11 protein-coding genes are annotated in these 14,955 nt (G+C 59.6%); 10 read left to right on the top strand and 1 reads right to left on the bottom strand.

Translation table 11 applies throughout. The features are described from left to right. Positions 1 to 178: 178 nt before the first annotated feature. The gene (locus AC1AWK_RS04410; RefSeq protein WP_476568429.1) at positions 179 to 1,600 is read right to left on the bottom strand and encodes a DUF349 domain-containing protein; all 1,422 of its coding nucleotides are present in this window, start codon (positions 1,598 to 1,600) and stop codon (positions 179 to 181) included. 93 nt (positions 1,601 to 1,693) lie between these two features. On the opposite strand from AC1AWK_RS04410, the gene hisS reads away from it, so the two are divergent. The 10 genes from hisS (at position 1,694) to AC1AWK_RS04360 (ending at position 14,777) form a co-directional block, all read left to right on the top strand. Further along, positions 1,694 to 3,085 carry a histidine--tRNA ligase gene (hisS, locus tag AC1AWK_RS04405; RefSeq protein WP_476568427.1) on the top strand — a complete coding sequence of 464 codons (1,392 nt, stop codon included), beginning with the start codon at positions 1,694 to 1,696 and terminating at the stop codon, positions 3,083 to 3,085. A 63-nt stretch (positions 3,086 to 3,148) separates the two neighbouring features. Continuing rightward, the gene (aspS, locus tag AC1AWK_RS04400; protein WP_476568425.1) at positions 3,149 to 4,948 is read left to right on the top strand and encodes an aspartate--tRNA ligase; all 1,800 of its coding nucleotides are present in this window, start codon (positions 3,149 to 3,151) and stop codon (positions 4,946 to 4,948) included. 172 nt (positions 4,949 to 5,120) lie between these two features. Next, entirely contained in the window at positions 5,121 to 5,933 is an 813-nt protein-coding gene (locus tag AC1AWK_RS04395) for an amino acid ABC transporter ATP-binding protein (RefSeq protein WP_476568423.1), read from the top strand. A 49-nt stretch (positions 5,934 to 5,982) separates the two neighbouring features. Next, complete coding sequence (locus AC1AWK_RS04390) at positions 5,983 to 6,819, top strand: glutamate ABC transporter substrate-binding protein (protein ID WP_476568421.1); 837 nt, start codon at positions 5,983 to 5,985, stop codon at positions 6,817 to 6,819. A 1-nt stretch (position 6,820) separates the two neighbouring features. Then, positions 6,821 to 7,498, top strand: a complete 678-nt coding sequence (locus AC1AWK_RS04385; protein WP_476568419.1) for an amino acid ABC transporter permease — start codon at positions 6,821 to 6,823, stop codon at positions 7,496 to 7,498. A 5-nt stretch (positions 7,499 to 7,503) separates the two neighbouring features. Beyond that, on the top strand, positions 7,504 to 8,655 hold the full coding sequence (locus AC1AWK_RS04380) for an amino acid ABC transporter permease (protein WP_476568417.1): 1,152 nt from the start codon (positions 7,504 to 7,506) through the stop codon (positions 8,653 to 8,655). Positions 8,656 to 8,789: 134 nt separating this feature from the next. Then, positions 8,790 to 11,339, top strand: a complete 2,550-nt coding sequence (locus AC1AWK_RS04375; protein WP_476568415.1) for a DEAD/DEAH box helicase — start codon at positions 8,790 to 8,792, stop codon at positions 11,337 to 11,339. Positions 11,340 to 11,423: 84 nt separating this feature from the next. Beyond that, positions 11,424 to 12,827, top strand: a complete 1,404-nt coding sequence (locus AC1AWK_RS04370) for a replication-associated recombination protein A (RefSeq protein ID WP_476568413.1) — start codon at positions 11,424 to 11,426, stop codon at positions 12,825 to 12,827. Between the two features lie 45 nt (positions 12,828 to 12,872). Beyond that, positions 12,873 to 13,127 (top strand): glutaredoxin domain-containing protein, encoded by a 255-nt coding sequence (locus tag AC1AWK_RS04365; RefSeq protein ID WP_476568411.1) that lies wholly within the window; start codon positions 12,873 to 12,875, stop codon positions 13,125 to 13,127. 186 nt (positions 13,128 to 13,313) lie between these two features. Continuing rightward, positions 13,314 to 14,777, top strand: a complete 1,464-nt coding sequence (locus AC1AWK_RS04360; protein WP_476568409.1) for an MFS transporter — start codon at positions 13,314 to 13,316, stop codon at positions 14,775 to 14,777. Positions 14,778 to 14,955 lie beyond the last annotated feature (178 nt).

Here is a 14,955-nt window from a genome sequence, read left to right as displayed (position 1 = left end):
GAACGGGACATGCGAACAGAGCATGTCCCGTTCGCATATATGACCGTGCCATGCATAACGGCGTATGGCGTGGCGTTCTAGTGGTTGCCGGTGGCGTCCAACCGCCATACGAGTGGGGCCCGGCACCCGTTGGATGCCAGGCCCCCACGCTATGTGAAGGATTGCAGTGGCGCCGCTCTTACTTGATGGCGTTCAGCCACTGTTCCTTGGTGGCCTTCTCCGCCTGCAACTTGGCCTTGCGGCTTTCGTTGGTTTCGGCGGCAATCCGAGCGTCAAGCTCGGCCAGCTGCGCGGTAAGCTGCTCTTCGAAGCTGGACTTACGAGCGTCGGCTTCCGGATCGGTTTGCTTCCACGCGGCGTCTTCCACAGCCTTGATCTGCTTGTCGACCGCGTCGAGACGGCCTTCGATGCGGCGCATGTCGTCGCGTGGCACGTAGCCAATCTGATCCCATGCTTCCTGAATGGCGGCCAATTCGTGGCGGGCCTTCTTGGCGGCGGCCTCATCGGCAACCGGCACCAAGGCTTCGGCCTTGGCCAGCAGGGCTTCCTTCTTGGCGAGGTTCTCCTGTTCGGTGGTGTTGGTCTGCTCGCGGTCGGCCTGACGTGCGGCGAAGAACACGTCCGCCGCCTGGCGGAAACGAGTCCACAGGGCGTCGTCCTCGTTGCGACCCGCGCGGCCGGCCTGCTTCCAACGATCCATCAGGGTGTTGAACTTGCGCGACGTCTCGCCCCACTCGGTGGAATCCTTCAAAGCTTCGGCTTCGGCGATGATGGTTTCCTTGATATGACGGGCCTGGGCACGTTCGTTGTCACGCTCCTGCGCCCACTTGCGACGACCCTGGTTGAATGCCGTACGGGCGGTGGAGAAGCGCTTCCACAGCGCGTCTGCGTCGGACTTGTCGATGCGGATGGACGTGCGCTGATGTTCTTGCCACTGATCGAACAAGGCGCGGAACTTGTCGGCGGTGTCGCGCCAATTGGTGGCGTCGGTGAGATTGGTGGCCAACGCCTCGGCCTGCTCGACGATGGCGGTGCGTTCGGCCAACGCCTTGGCGATGGCTTCCTTGCGTGCCGCCGCAAGCTCGGCCTTCTTGGCCTCGCCCTGCTCCTTCAGTGCGGCGTACTGCGTGCGCAGCGCCGCCACATCGCCAACCACCGCAGGCTGCAGCGTTTCCTTGGCAAGGGTCTTGATGGATTCGTCGATTTCGTGGGCCTTGATGGAGGCGGACTGCATGCGGGTGGCAAACAGGTCCAGCTTGGCTTTGATGTCCAAATAGCGGCGTGCGTAGAACGTCAACGCTTCGTCCGCCGTGGAGTCGGGGAATTGTCCAACCTCGCGCTCGCCCTCGTCATCCTTGACGAAAACGTTGCCCTGTTCGTCGACGCGGCCGAAGGAACGAGCATGTTCCAAATCGGCTGCCGAGTAAGTGGCGGTGGTAACCGGGTGATTGCTTGCCGGCTTGTGTGCCAAAGCCGCCGGAGAGGGTACCGCCGGCTTGACCGGGGTCGCCGGAGCCACGGACGGTGTGGCGTTGTCGGTCGACTCGCGGTCGATGGGCTCTGTCGGGTTCTCGGTTGGGGTGACGTTCTCGTCGGCCATGGTCAGCTCCTTACAGCTTTACGTAGTGGAACGTTGCGGACAGGGGCCACGTGGCGTCCTGTTTTTCCGCAACCTCACTTATTATAAGGAATCATGGCTAAAGGTGCATCAATTTCCGGTTTTCCCGAGTGGCTTCCGTCCGAACGTGTCGTCGAACAGCGTGTTATGGACACGCTGCGTGAGGTTTTTGAGCTTCATGGATTCCTTGGCATTGAGACGCGAGCGGTGGAACAAGGCGCGAGTTTGTTGAAAAAAGGCGAGACCAGCAAGGAAATTTACTTGCTGTCGCGATTGCAGGAGGTCGGGCAGGAATCCGACACGCCGGTAGAGGAGCGTTTGGGACTGCATTTCGACTTGACCGTGCCGTTCAGCCGCTATGTGGTGGAGCATTCGGGAGATCTCGCGTTTCCGTTCAAGCGCTGGCAGATGCAGAAGGTGTGGCGCGGCGAGAGGCCTCAGGAGGGGCGTTTCCGCGAGTTTGTGCAGACCGATATCGATGTGGTGGGCAACGGCGAGTTGCCTGCTCATTACGAGGTCGAGCTGCCGCTGGTGATGGTGGAGGCGTTGGAGCGCCTGCGTGCCTTCGGTTTGCCCAAGGCTACGGTGCATGCCAATAACCGCAAACTGTCCGAGGGGTTCTACCGTGGCATCGGCTTGGATGACGTCGAAGGGGTGTTGCGTCAGATTGACAAGCTGGACAAAATCAGCGCCGACGAGGTGTGCGCGTTGCTGGTCAAGGAATGTGGCGCAAGCCAGGCGCAGGCGCAGGCCTGTTTGCAGTTGGCGCAGCTGCAGGCCGATAACGGCGATCAGCTACGCGAACGCTTCATGGCGTTGTGTGAGCGGTTGGGCGTGCCGACCGACGACGAGCATTACCGTTTGGCGTGTGAGGGGCTGGATACGCTGTGCATGATCGTCGACGAGGCTGCGGGCATCCGTCCGGGCGCCATCATCGCCGATTTGCGGATTGCCCGTGGTTTGGATTATTACACGGGCTCGGTGTATGAGACCTTCCTGGATGGTGCCGAATCGCTGGGGTCGATTTGCTCCGGCGGCCGATATGACAATTTGGCGTCGCAAGGCAGCAAGCGCTACCCGGGTGTCGGCCTGTCCATCGGCCTATCGCGCTTGCTGTCGTATATGTTGCACAATGTCGGCGCGCATCCGACCCGCGTGTCTCCGGCGGTGGTGATGGTGTCGGTGTGGAACGAAGAGGACCGCGCCATATCGAATCGTATTGCGTCCGCGTTGCGTGCGCGCGGCATCGCCACCGAAGTGGCGCCTACCGCGGCCAAGCTCGGCAAGCAAATCAAATATGCCGACAAGCTGGGCATTCCCTACGTGTGGTTCCCTGCGGATGCCGCCGATGAGGACGCCCACGACGAGGTGAAGAACATCGTATCGGGCGAACAGTGCCAGGCCGATGCGCAGTCGTGGCAACCCGATACTATGACTGCCCAGCAATCCATTGTTTTCAACGCGTGAGTCGTGTGGCATTTCGTCACGTACCCCACGTCGTAGGTTGAACGAACGAGGAATAGAGGGAACATGAGCCAGACGGCTTACAGGACACACCATGCCATTGAAGTGGGCGAGCAGTTGGTCGGTCAGCGCGTGACGCTGTCCGGTTGGGTGGATCGTCGCCGTGACCACGGTGGCGTGGCCTTTGTCGATTTGCGCGATGCCACCGGCTTGGTGCAGGTGGTGATTTATGACGAGGAGATGGCGCGTCCGCTGCGCTCCGAGTTTGTGGTGAAGGTTACCGGTGAGGTGCGCTTGCGCCCCGAAGGCAACGAGAACAGCCATTTGGCCACCGGTGCCATCGAAGTGGTCGCCGAGCAGATCGAGGTGCTGGCGAAGTCCGACGCGTTGCCGTTCCAGGTGTCCACCGCGTTGGAGAACGAGTCGGATACCAAGCTGCCTGGTGAGGAAGTGCGTTTGCGTTACCGTTATTTGGATTTGCGTCGTCCTTCCATGCAGCGTAACGTCAAGCTGCGCTCCGATATGACCCGCGCCGCGCGTGCCGCGCTTGACGAGATGAACTTCACTGAGGTGGAAACGCCCACCATGATCAAGTCCACGCCGGAAGGCGCTCGTGACTTCTTGGTGCCGGCTCGTTTGGTGCCGGGGTCATGGTATGCCTTGCCTCAGTCGCCGCAGTTGCTCAAGCAGTTACTGATGGTGTCCGGTGTGGAGCGGTACTACCAGCTGGCTCGTTGCTACCGCGACGAGGACTTCCGTGCCGACCGTCAGCCTGAGTTCACACAGCTCGACATGGAGATGGCGTTCGTCGACCAGGAAGACGTCATGACGATGGCCGAGCGTGTGTTGGCCGCCGTGTGGAAAGCCGCAGGCTATGAGATTACGCTGCCGATTAGCCGCATTACCTGGCAGGAGGCGATGGATAAGTACGGCTCTGACAAGCCGGATCTGCGCTTCGGCAATGAGCTGATCGAACTCACTGAATTCTTCAAGGATACGCCGTTCCGCGTGTTCCAGGCTCCTTACGTGGGTGCCGTGGTGTTCAAGGGCGGTGCCGCCACGCCGCGTCGCCAGTTCGACGCTTGGCAGGATTGGGCGAAGCAGCGCGGTGCCAAGGGCTTGGCGTATGTGGTCTTCGCTGAAGACGGCGAGCTGAAGGGGCCCGTGGCCAAGAACCTTTCCGAAGCCGAGCGCGCTGGCTTGCGCGAAGCGGTGCATGCCGAGGAAGGCGACGCGGTGTTCTTCGCCGCCGGTGCTCGCGAGGCCTCGCAGAATCTGCTGGGCGCGGTGCGTGTGGAGCTGGCAGATCGAGCCGGTTTGCTCAAGCCTGACGAGTTCGCCTTTACATGGGTGGTGGACTTCCCGTTGTTCAAGTCCACGGATGATCCGGATGACGACGATGTGGCCGTGGGCCATTCCAAGTGGACGTCGATGCATCACCCGTTCACCATGCCATCGGCGGATTGGATTGACCGTTTCGATCAGGATCCCGAGCATGCGATGAGCGATGCGTACGACATCGTGTGCAATGGTTACGAGTTGGGCGGCGGTTCGGTGCGTATCCATCGCGAGGATGTGCAGGACCGTGTACTTTCGGTGTTGGGCATCAGCCAGGAAGAGGCCGAGGAGAAGTTCGGCTTCCTGCTGGAGGCCTTCAAGTATGGTGCTCCGCCGCACGCGGGCATCGCTCTTGGTTGGGACCGCGCGGCGATGATTCTTGCTGGCGCTTCCTCGATTCGCGATGTCATCGCCTTCCCGAAGGCGGGCGGCGGCCGTGATTTGCTCACGGACGCGCCTGCGCCGATTAGCGATGAGCAGCGTGCGGAAACCGGTGTGGATTACGTGCCGGAGGATGACGAAGAGTAGGCGGAGCCGGCTGGAACTTGTCCGACGACTATGTCGGTACGCACCAGCTGATGTGCAGCCTGTAACTGACCGGTCCCGCCCCATCTGCGCAAGATGGGGCGGGACCGGTTGTACATGGCGTTGGTGAGCTTTGGGCGATATCCGTAACACAGTGTCGCTATACTCGTCATTCATGACTGATGTACAAGCAACTGCTACGCAAACCGAGCGTCCTCTCGCACCGCTGGTGCCCGGCGCATCCGATTCGGCTCGTCCGCTGGTCGAGCTAACCCACGTGGAGAAGCATTTCGGCGATCTGCACGTGCTCAAAGACATTAACCTCACCGTCGGCAAAGGCGAGGTGCTGGTGGTGGTCGGTCCCTCCGGTTCGGGCAAGTCCACGATGTGCCGCACCATCAACCGCTTGGAAACCATCGATTCGGGCGATATTCGCATTGATGGCAAGCCCCTGCCGCAAGAAGGCAAGGAGCTGGCCCAACTACGTGCCGAAGTCGGCATGGTGTTCCAGTCCTTCAATCTGTTTGCCAACAAAACCATTTTGGAGAATGTGACGTTGGCGCCGATGAAGGTGCGGCATATGGATCGTAAGGAAGCCGAAGATCTCGCTATGGATCTGCTTGCCCGCGTGGGTGTGGAATCCCAAGCGGCGAAGATGCCATCCCAGCTCTCCGGTGGTCAGCAGCAGCGTGTGGCCATTGCCCGTGCGCTGGCCATGCGTCCCAAGGTCATGCTGTTTGATGAGCCCACTAGTGCGCTTGATCCGGAAATGGTCAACGAGGTGCTGGACGTCATGGTGGAATTGGCGCGTGAGGGCATGACCATGATCTGCGTCACCCATGAGATGGGTTTCGCTCGCAAGGCTGCCGACCGCATTGTATTTATGGCAGACGGCCGTATTCTGGAGCAAGCTACCCCGGATGAGTTCTTCGAGCATCCGAAGACCGATCGTGCCAAAGACTTCCTATCCAAGATTCTGACGCACTGATGTGGATGGCGGCACCATGCAGCCGGGTGAGTTGTAGAGAGGAAACAGCATGACGATTCGCGTCCAATGGCGTCGCCGCTGGCGCGCCGTGCTCGCTGCTGCGTGTGCGATGGCATGCGTGGCGGCCATGGCCGGTTGCGGCAGTGCCGATGAAGCGGGCAAGCTTCGTATCGGTATCAAATTCGACCAGCCTGGATTGGGCTTTAAGAAATCCGGTACGTATGTGGGATTCGATGTGGATGTCGCCAAGTACATTGCGCGTGACTTGGGATATAGCGAGGATCAGATCGTATGGAAGGAAGCACCATCCAAGCAGCGTGAAGCCATGTTGCAAAACGGCGATGTGGATATGATCGTCGCCAGCTATTCCATCACGCCGGAGCGCAAGAATGCGGTATCGTTCGCCGGTCCCTATTTCGTGGCCGGACAGGATCTGCTGGTACGCAAGGACGAGACATCCATCAACGGGCCGGAGGATTTGAACGGCAAGCGGCTGTGCTCGGTGACTGGTTCAACTTCGGCACAGACGGTGAAAGAGAAGTTCGCTTCCGAAGTGCAGCTGATGGAACAGCCTGGTTACGCGGAATGTGCCACGGCGCTGTTCTCCGGCATCGTTGACGCGGTGACCACCGACGATATCATTCTTGCCGGTCTGGCCTCCGCCTCGCGCGGGCGACTGCGCGTGGTGGGTAAGCCTTTTACGCAGGAATACTATGGCGTGGGCATCAAGAAGGGCGATAAGGCGTTCGCCGCCCGCATCAACAATGCGATTACCGACATGATTCAGGATGGTTCGTGGAAACGTGCCATCAGCGACAACACTCGTGGCACGGGGTACGAGCCGAATGGTCAGTACAACCCGCCAACGCCGAACGAGGGGGAATGATATGGCCTCGTTGATGCAGTTGTTTGCGCAATATGATGTGGTGGGCGCTTTTGTCGTCAATATCGAATTAACGCTGTGGTCGGCGCTCTTCGCCGCCATACTTGGCGTGTTGCTGGTGATGATGCGCATCAGTCCGGTCTCATCCCTTCGTATGGTGGCTGCCGGATATGTGGAGTTGTTCAAGAATCTGCCGTTGACGATCATCATGGTGTTTATGGTGTTAGGAGTCTATGCGCAGCTCAAACTTGGGTTCTCCGATATCTTTGCGGTGAACTTTTTCTGGTTGGCTGTGTCCGGACTGTCGCTGTATACGGCGGCATTCGTTTGCGAATCGCTACGTTCGGGCGTCAACACCGTGCCGGTGGGACAGGCAGAGGCGGCTCGTGCGCTGGGCTTGAATTTCATGCAGTCCGCCACGCAAGTGATATTGCCGCAGGCTGTCCGCGGTTCGGTGGCGCCGTTGGGCAATACGTTGATCGCTTTGCTGAAGAATTCCACGGTGGCGGCCGCGGCGTCGGTGACGACGGAAACGTCCTCGTTGATGAGCACCATGATCGAGTTCCATCCGGATGTGATTGTGTCCATCTTCCTGATTTTTGCCATCGGCTACGTGATACTCATCATTCCGATCGGCATGGTCACCACGTATCTGTCCAATAAGCTCGCGGTGCGGAGGTGATGACCATGCAGGGTATGCGTGAAAGTTCGATTTTGTTTGACGCTCCCGGGCCTCGCGGTAAGCGGCGTATTCGTGTGGCGAATATCGTGGCCTGCGTCCTCGTGGCGCTTGTGGTGGCGGCGATATTGTGGCGCTTGAGCGATCCGCCGCAGGGAGAGAATCAGTTAAGCTGGCAGTTGTGGCGTCCTGCGTTGGAAACCGAGGCGTGGACCGATTTCTATTTGCCGGGCTTGTGGATGACGTTGAAGGCTTCGCTCCTGGCCGTGGTTGGCTCGGTGGCGTTTGGTTTGGTGTTTGGCATCGGCCGTTTGTTGCCCAATATCATCGTGCGGGCGATATCCGGTTTGGTGGTGGAGTTCTGCCGTGCCGTACCGGTGCTGCTCATGATGATCTTTTTCTGGCGCTGGTTCGCATTCGCCGGCCTGTCGGATTCGTCGTATTGGGCGGTGGTGTTGGCTTTGGTGCTGTACAACGGTTCGGTAGTGGCTGAGCTGGTGCGTTCTGGCGTGGGCAACCTACCCAATGGACAGCGCGAGGCCTCGCAGGCGTTAGGGCTGTCGCCGACGCAGTCGTTGATGCAGATCGAGGTGCCGCAGGCCGTGTACGCCATGCTGCCGGCGGCGGTGACACAGCTGGTCGTGGTGCTTAAGGACACGGCATTGGGCTCCATCATTATGTATACGGACTTGCTTCAGGAGTCGCGCCGGCTGGGGTCCATGTACTTCAATATTTTGCAAACGCTGGTAGTGGCCGCGGTGGTGTATTTCATTGTTTGCCTGCTATTGTCTCGTCTGGCGGAGAGCCTGCCGGAACGTATGCGCCGGCATACCGCGGCGCCTACCGAATCCGAACCGGTTGCCCCCATCGCCATCATGGATCCCTCCAATATCAATCAGATTGCGGTGGCGAAGGAAGAACGTCCCCTGGGTGGCGCGCAACGCCAGTACCACGTGCATCATCGCGGTACCAATGCCTCCATCCATCATTGGCGGCATACCCGATACGTGCAGGGATATGACGAGACGCAGCCGGAGAGTCAGGTTACGCTCGACTCGCGCGAGTTGCCCGAATGGTTCCCGCATCGCTCGCATGAGGGCGCGCGGGCAGAAGGCAAGAATCCGGACGGCAAGCGCGGCAAGGATGACGGCGTCGCATAGGCGACGTTGCAGGTCGCGGCTGGGAATGGCGCGGATCGTTGTGGATGAGGGGCATGGCTTGCGGGTCATGCCCTTTGTCGGAGAGGCGGAGCAACCAGTCTCGCCGTATCGGGGCATCGGGTAGACTGGTCGGCATGACAGCACAGGAGAGTTCGTATGGTTCGTTGGGAGCGTTGGCGCCGCAATGGGGGCAGGAGCGTACGCTGGATGAGGAAACCATTTATGAGCGCTTTTTCCAATGGGTGCGCGACGTCAAGGGCATAACGCCGTGGCCTCACCAGGAAGAATCGATTATGGACCTACTGGCCGGCGATCATGTGATTGTCAATACGCCTACGGGGTCGGGCAAGTCGTTGGTGGCGTTGGGGATGCATTTCGCGGCGTTGTGCACCGGGAGGCGCTCCTATTACACCGCGCCCATCAAGGCCTTGGTGTCGGAGAAGTTCTTTGACTTGGTGGAGGTGTTCGGCCGTGACTATGTGGGCATGATCACCGGGGACAGCCATATCAACGCCGAAGCGCCGATTATCTGCTGTACGGCGGAAATTGTGGCGAATCGGGCGCTGCGTGAGGGTGAGCATGCCGATATCGGGTGTGTGGCGATGGACGAGTTCCATTATTACGGCGATCGAGAGCGTGGATGGGCGTGGCAGGTACCGTTGCTGACGCTACCGCGTACGCAGTTTCTGTTGATGAGCGCCACCTTGGGAGATGTGACGTCCATTGCTGATGATCTGCAGCAGCGTACGGGACGTGACGTGCAGGTGATCGCGGATGCGCCGAGACCGGTGCCGTTGGAGTATGCCTATACCGACAAGCCGTTGGCCTCCAGCGTCGAGCTGCTGATCGAGCGGGGCCATACTCCCGTGTATATCGTGCATTTTTCGCAGGATGCTGCCGTGCAAACCGCCCAGGCGCTCTCCAGTGCGGGCGTGTCTAGCAAACAGCAGCGTGATGCCATTGTGCAGGCGATGAAGGGCGTACGGTTTACGACGGCGTTCGGCAAGTTGCTGCAACGGCTGCTGCGTACCGGTGTGGGCGTACACCATGCCGGCATGCTGCCACGCTATCGCCGTCTGGTCGAGCAGTTGGCGCAGCAAGGATTGCTTCCGGTGATTTGCGGCACCGATACGTTGGGTGTGGGCATCAATGTGCCCATTCACGCGGTGCTGCTGACGGCGTTGACTAAATTTGACGGCACGCGCATGCGCAAGCTACGCGCACGTGAGTTCCATCAGATTGCCGGACGGGCCGGGCGCATGGGTTTCGATACCGAAGGGCTGGTGATCGCCGAGGCGCCGGAACATGAGATTGAGAATGCCCGGGCACTGGCCAAAGCCGGCAATGATCCGAAGAAGTTGAAGAAAGTCAAGCGCAAGAAAGCGCCGGAAGGCTTTGTTTCGTGGAACGAGGGCACGTTTGGCAAGCTGATCGAAGCCGATCCGGAAACCTTGGTGCCGCACATGGTGATTACGCATGCGATGGTGCTGAACGAGGTGATTCAAGGTGGCGACGCCCGCGTTCGGGTGGATCGGCTGATCGATGATTCGGCACAGCGCGAAGACGAGAAGCAGCGATTGCATGCGCGTGCCGATGAGATTTTCCAGACGTTGTCCGATACGGGAGTCATTGAAACGATCGATCGGCCCGATGGCGTCGTAGAGTATGTGACGACCATGGATGTGCCCGATGATTTCGCGTTGGATCAGCCGTTGTCGCCGTTTCTGCTGGCAGCGTTGGAGTTGCTCGATCCGCAGTCGGATACGTACGCGCTGGATGTGATTTCTATGGTCGAATCCACCTTGGAAGATCCTCGCCAGGTGTTGCGTGCTCAGGAGCGTCAGGCGCGTGATGCCGCCATGATGCGGATGAAGGAGGAGGGCCTGGATTACGACGAGCGCATGGAGCGTCTTGCCGAAATCACCTATCCCAAGCCTTTGGAGGATATGTTGGCTGCGGCGTTCGACCGATACCGTCGCGATGTGCCGTGGGCGAATGACTATTGGCTGAGTCCCAAATCAGTGGTGCGCGACATGGTGGAAACCGCGTCCGACTTCACGGGATACGTCGCGCGCTATGGCATTGCCCGCAGCGAAGGTACGTTGCTGCGCTATTTATCGGACGCCTATCGTGCGTTGTCGCGTACGGTGCCACTGGATATGCGCGACGAGCGGTTGCGCGACATTATCTCTTGGTTGCGCGTGGTGGTGCGTTCCATTGATTCCAGCTTGGTCGATGAATGGGAGCAGGCGGGGCAGGACGAGGCGCAAGGGCTGCATACGGCGGCTCCGGGCGCGGACGTGGTGGAGGATCGGCGTGGTTTGACCGTGTTGGTGCGCAATGCCATGTTCCGCAGGGTGCAGCTTATGGCCGATGACGATGCGCAGGCCTTGGCGGCGTTGGATGGCGAATGGGGGTACGGCGTGCATGAGTGGGAGGACGCGCTTGATGAATTCTACGAGGAGCATGAGTACGTGAACACCGATGCGCAGGCCCGTTCCGGCGAGTGGTTCGTTATCGATGACGCGGATGAGCGACGTGACCATGTGTGGCGGGTACGGCAGATTCTCGATGATGCCGAAGGCGACCACGATTGGTCGATCGTCGGCGTGGTCGATCTTGATGCGACCCAGGAGAGCGGCGCTGTGGTGTTCCTTGACTACGACGTGCGAGGCGCCGAATAGGAAAACGTTGCAACGGCGAGGTGCTGGACTCGCCGTCAAAGATATTAGAACAGTTGTTCGAATCTGTGGGGTATACTGGAACGCATGAGTGAGGATCTGTTTGCGGCCACCGATGCGCCGCGGGACATGACGCGCCCCTTAGCGGTGCGTATGCGGCCTGAGACCCTGGATGATGTGCTGGGGCAGCGTCGGGTGTTGGGTGAAGGCTCGCCGTTGCGTCGCCTGGCGAATCCTGCCTCCCGAGGTGCGCTGACGGCTCCCAGCTCGGTGATTCTGTTCGGACCTCCCGGTGTGGGCAAAACCACGTTGGCATATATCGTGGCACGTCAGTCCGACCGTGTGTTCGAGGAATTGTCCGCGGTGACATCGGGTGTGAAGGACGTGCGTGACGTCTTGGCCCGCGCACACGAGCGGCTAGTGACGCAAGGCAAGGAAACCGTGCTGTTCATCGACGAGGTGCACCGGTTTTCCAAATCACAGCAGGACGCGTTGCTGCCCAGCGTGGAAAACCGCGATGTGACGTTTATCGCGGCCACCACGGAAAATCCAAGTTTTTCGGTAATCAAACCATTGCTGAGTCGTTCGGTGGTGGTCAAACTCGAATCATTGGAACCGCAGGATATCGAAGCGCTGTTGCAACGGGCGCTCACCGATCCTCGCGGCCTCGCTGGTGAAGTCAAGGCTGACGAGACTGCCATCGACGATATGGTGCGCATGTCCGGCGGCGATGCTCGCAAAGCGCTAACCATACTGGAAGCAGCGGCCGGTGCGGTGACGGGCGATCGAGAACGGCGTAAGGGTGCTCGCCGGCCTACGATTACCGCCCCCGTGGTGGCACAGGTAATGGATGCGGCCACCATTCGGTACGACAAGGATGGCGACGACCATTACGACGTGGCTTCGGCGTTCATCAAATCCATGCGAGGTTCGGATGTGGACGCCGCATTGCATTACCTGGCCCGCATGCTGCGGGCGGGAGAGGACCCGCGGTTCATCGCACGTCGCATTATGATTGCGGCTGCCGAGGAAGTCGGCATGGCTGCGCCGCAGATTCTGCAGGTGACAGTGGCGGCGGCGCAGGCCGTGGCCATGGTGGGTATGCCGGAGGCCCGTATTATTCTGGGTGAGGCAGTGGTGGCAGTGGCGACCGCGCCGAAGTCCAATGCCAGCTATCTGGCGATCAACGCCGCGTTGGCGGATGTGGATGCGGGACTGATCGGCCAAGTCCCGTTGCATTTACGCAACGCGCCCACGGCGTTGATGAAAAGCTGGGGCAACCACGAGGGCTACCAGTATGCGCACGACGCTCCCGGAGCGGTGGCCGCGCAGCAATATCTGCCGGCGGAATTGACGGGGCGCGAGTATTATCAACCCAGTGACCGAGGTTATGAGCATGAGCTTGGGCCGAGGTTGGCGCGTATACGCGCAATACTGCATCGAGCGTCTCCTGAACCTGAGGGGCGCGCGGAAGGCGACACGTCGCACTAGGCGCACGTCCGCCGTATGACAATAATGAAAAGAAAGGACAACACGATGGCTACCATCGATTTTTATGGCGCTGATTGGTGCGGCGATTGCCGTCGGGCCCAGCAGGTATTCGCGCGTTTGGGCGTTGAGTACACCCACCATGATATTGAGGCTGAGGAAGGCGCCGCCGAGAAAGCCCAGGAGATAAGTGGACAACGCCACATTCCGGTGATTGTGTTTCCTGATGGCGCGGTATTGGTGGAACCCACGAATCCGCAGCTGACGAATAAGCTCAAGGAGCTGGGACTGGTCGCCGACTAGTCCGACGTATTGCTGACTGCGACGTGATCGACATCAAGGGGGCAGCCTGTGCGACTGCCCCCTTACGCTGCCTATGGGCAGCGTAAGCATAGGAGTTTGCGTGATGTGGCATGCCGAAGCGCGCGGACGGACATGCTGCGCCATCAAACGGTGCGGGCGTGACATAGAGAGAGGGAGAATTACGCTTTGACGACGCAACAGATACAGGACGATCGCATTAGCAAGCGGCTTATCGGCTCGATTGTGGCTGTGGGATCGCTGGCATTCATTGGTATTTTGACGGAAACGGTGATGACGGTGTTGTTTCCGCAGCTGATGGTGGAATTGCAGGTGGATACGGCGACGGTGCAGTGGATCACCACCATCTATTTGCTGGTGGTAGCGGCGACCATGCCCATGTCCTCCTTCATTAAGCGTCGCTTCCCGCTGAAGCACATTTTCGTCGTCGCGGTTGTCTTGGCCGTGTGTGGTTCTTTCATCATGATTGTTGGGCATAGTTTTGCCGTGATTTTGGTGGCGCGCGTTATTCAGGGCATCGGATCCGGGGTGGCTACGCCGTTGATGATCAACATTATTTTGGAACAGGCACCGCGTTCCAAGGTCGGCCGTTTGATGGGCGTGGGCTCGTTGGTGATTACCGTCGCTCCCGCCATTGGCCCCACGGTGGGTGGCGCCGTGGCGAGCGTGCTGCCGTGGCGTGCCATTTTCATGATGGTGATTCCGGTGGTGCTGTTGGTGTCCCTGCCGTTGGGATTGTATTGCATCGAACAGCGTCGCCCGGTGGAGCAGGCGCGTATCAATCCATTGCAGGTGGTTGCCGTCGTGGCTGGTTTGTGTGGTTTGGTGTTGGCGTTGAACCAGGGCGGTGTGGCCATGAGCCAGGCAGTGTCCGGTATGGAGTATGCAAGCAGTCTGACGGTCGCCGTGGTCAGTGCCTTGGTGGGTATCGGTAGCTTGGTGTTCTTCGGATGGTCGTCGTCGCGGGTGTTTTCGCCGCTGATTCGTCTCGGTTGGATGCGCGACCGCGTAGTGCTGTTGCATTTGCTGCCGTATACGATTCTGCCGATGGTGGGTATCGGTTTTGGCTATGTGATTACCAATGTGGCACAGATGGCGTTGGGCACGTCGGCGTTCGTCGCCGGTGCGTTGGTGCTGCCGGGTGCTTTGGTGGGGGCGTTCTTCGCGCCGGTGGGGGGTATGTTGTATGACCGTTTCGGTGCCACTCGTCCGATTCTGGCGGCGTTGGGCGTTGCGGTGATTGGCCCGGTGCTGTTGCTGGTGAACGCCATGCATTTGACGCCGTGGACGTTGTCGGGTTTCTACTTTATTTTCGGTGTGTGTTATTCACTGGGCTTTTCTAATGTAATGACCAGTGGGTTGAGCGAACTACCGCCGGAATTCATGCCGGATGGCAATGCCGTGTTCAATACCATGCTGCAGTTCGGCGGGGCTGCGGGTACGGCGTTGTTCTCCACGATGATCGCTGTGGCTCAAGCCGGAGCCGATGGACAGTCGGATGCCGTGTTGGCGCACGCCACTGCGGTGGGTGGTATGTGGACATTTGCGACGATGGTAGGCATTGGCGTGGTCTCGTGGCTGTCGTTGGTGGCGGCGTTCCGTCTGCGCGCGCGTAGGCGGACGGCTGACTGATGAATTAGTGGTCCGATCAATATCGGTGGCTCGCGTGTGATGATATCGTCGTGTCGCAGGTGGGAGTATCTTGCAAATTCATGGCTGATGGCATTGGATGGCGAGCATGCTCACCTGCTGATGAGTGCTGCATCGTGGCATTCTTAACGATCTGTTGCGGTGCGTGCGGCGGCATATT

It is taken from the genome of Bifidobacterium sp. LH_491 (genome assembly GCF_056356495.1).
Note: the sequence above shows the minus strand (reverse complement) of the source record. Positions and strands in the feature narration are given on the sequence as shown.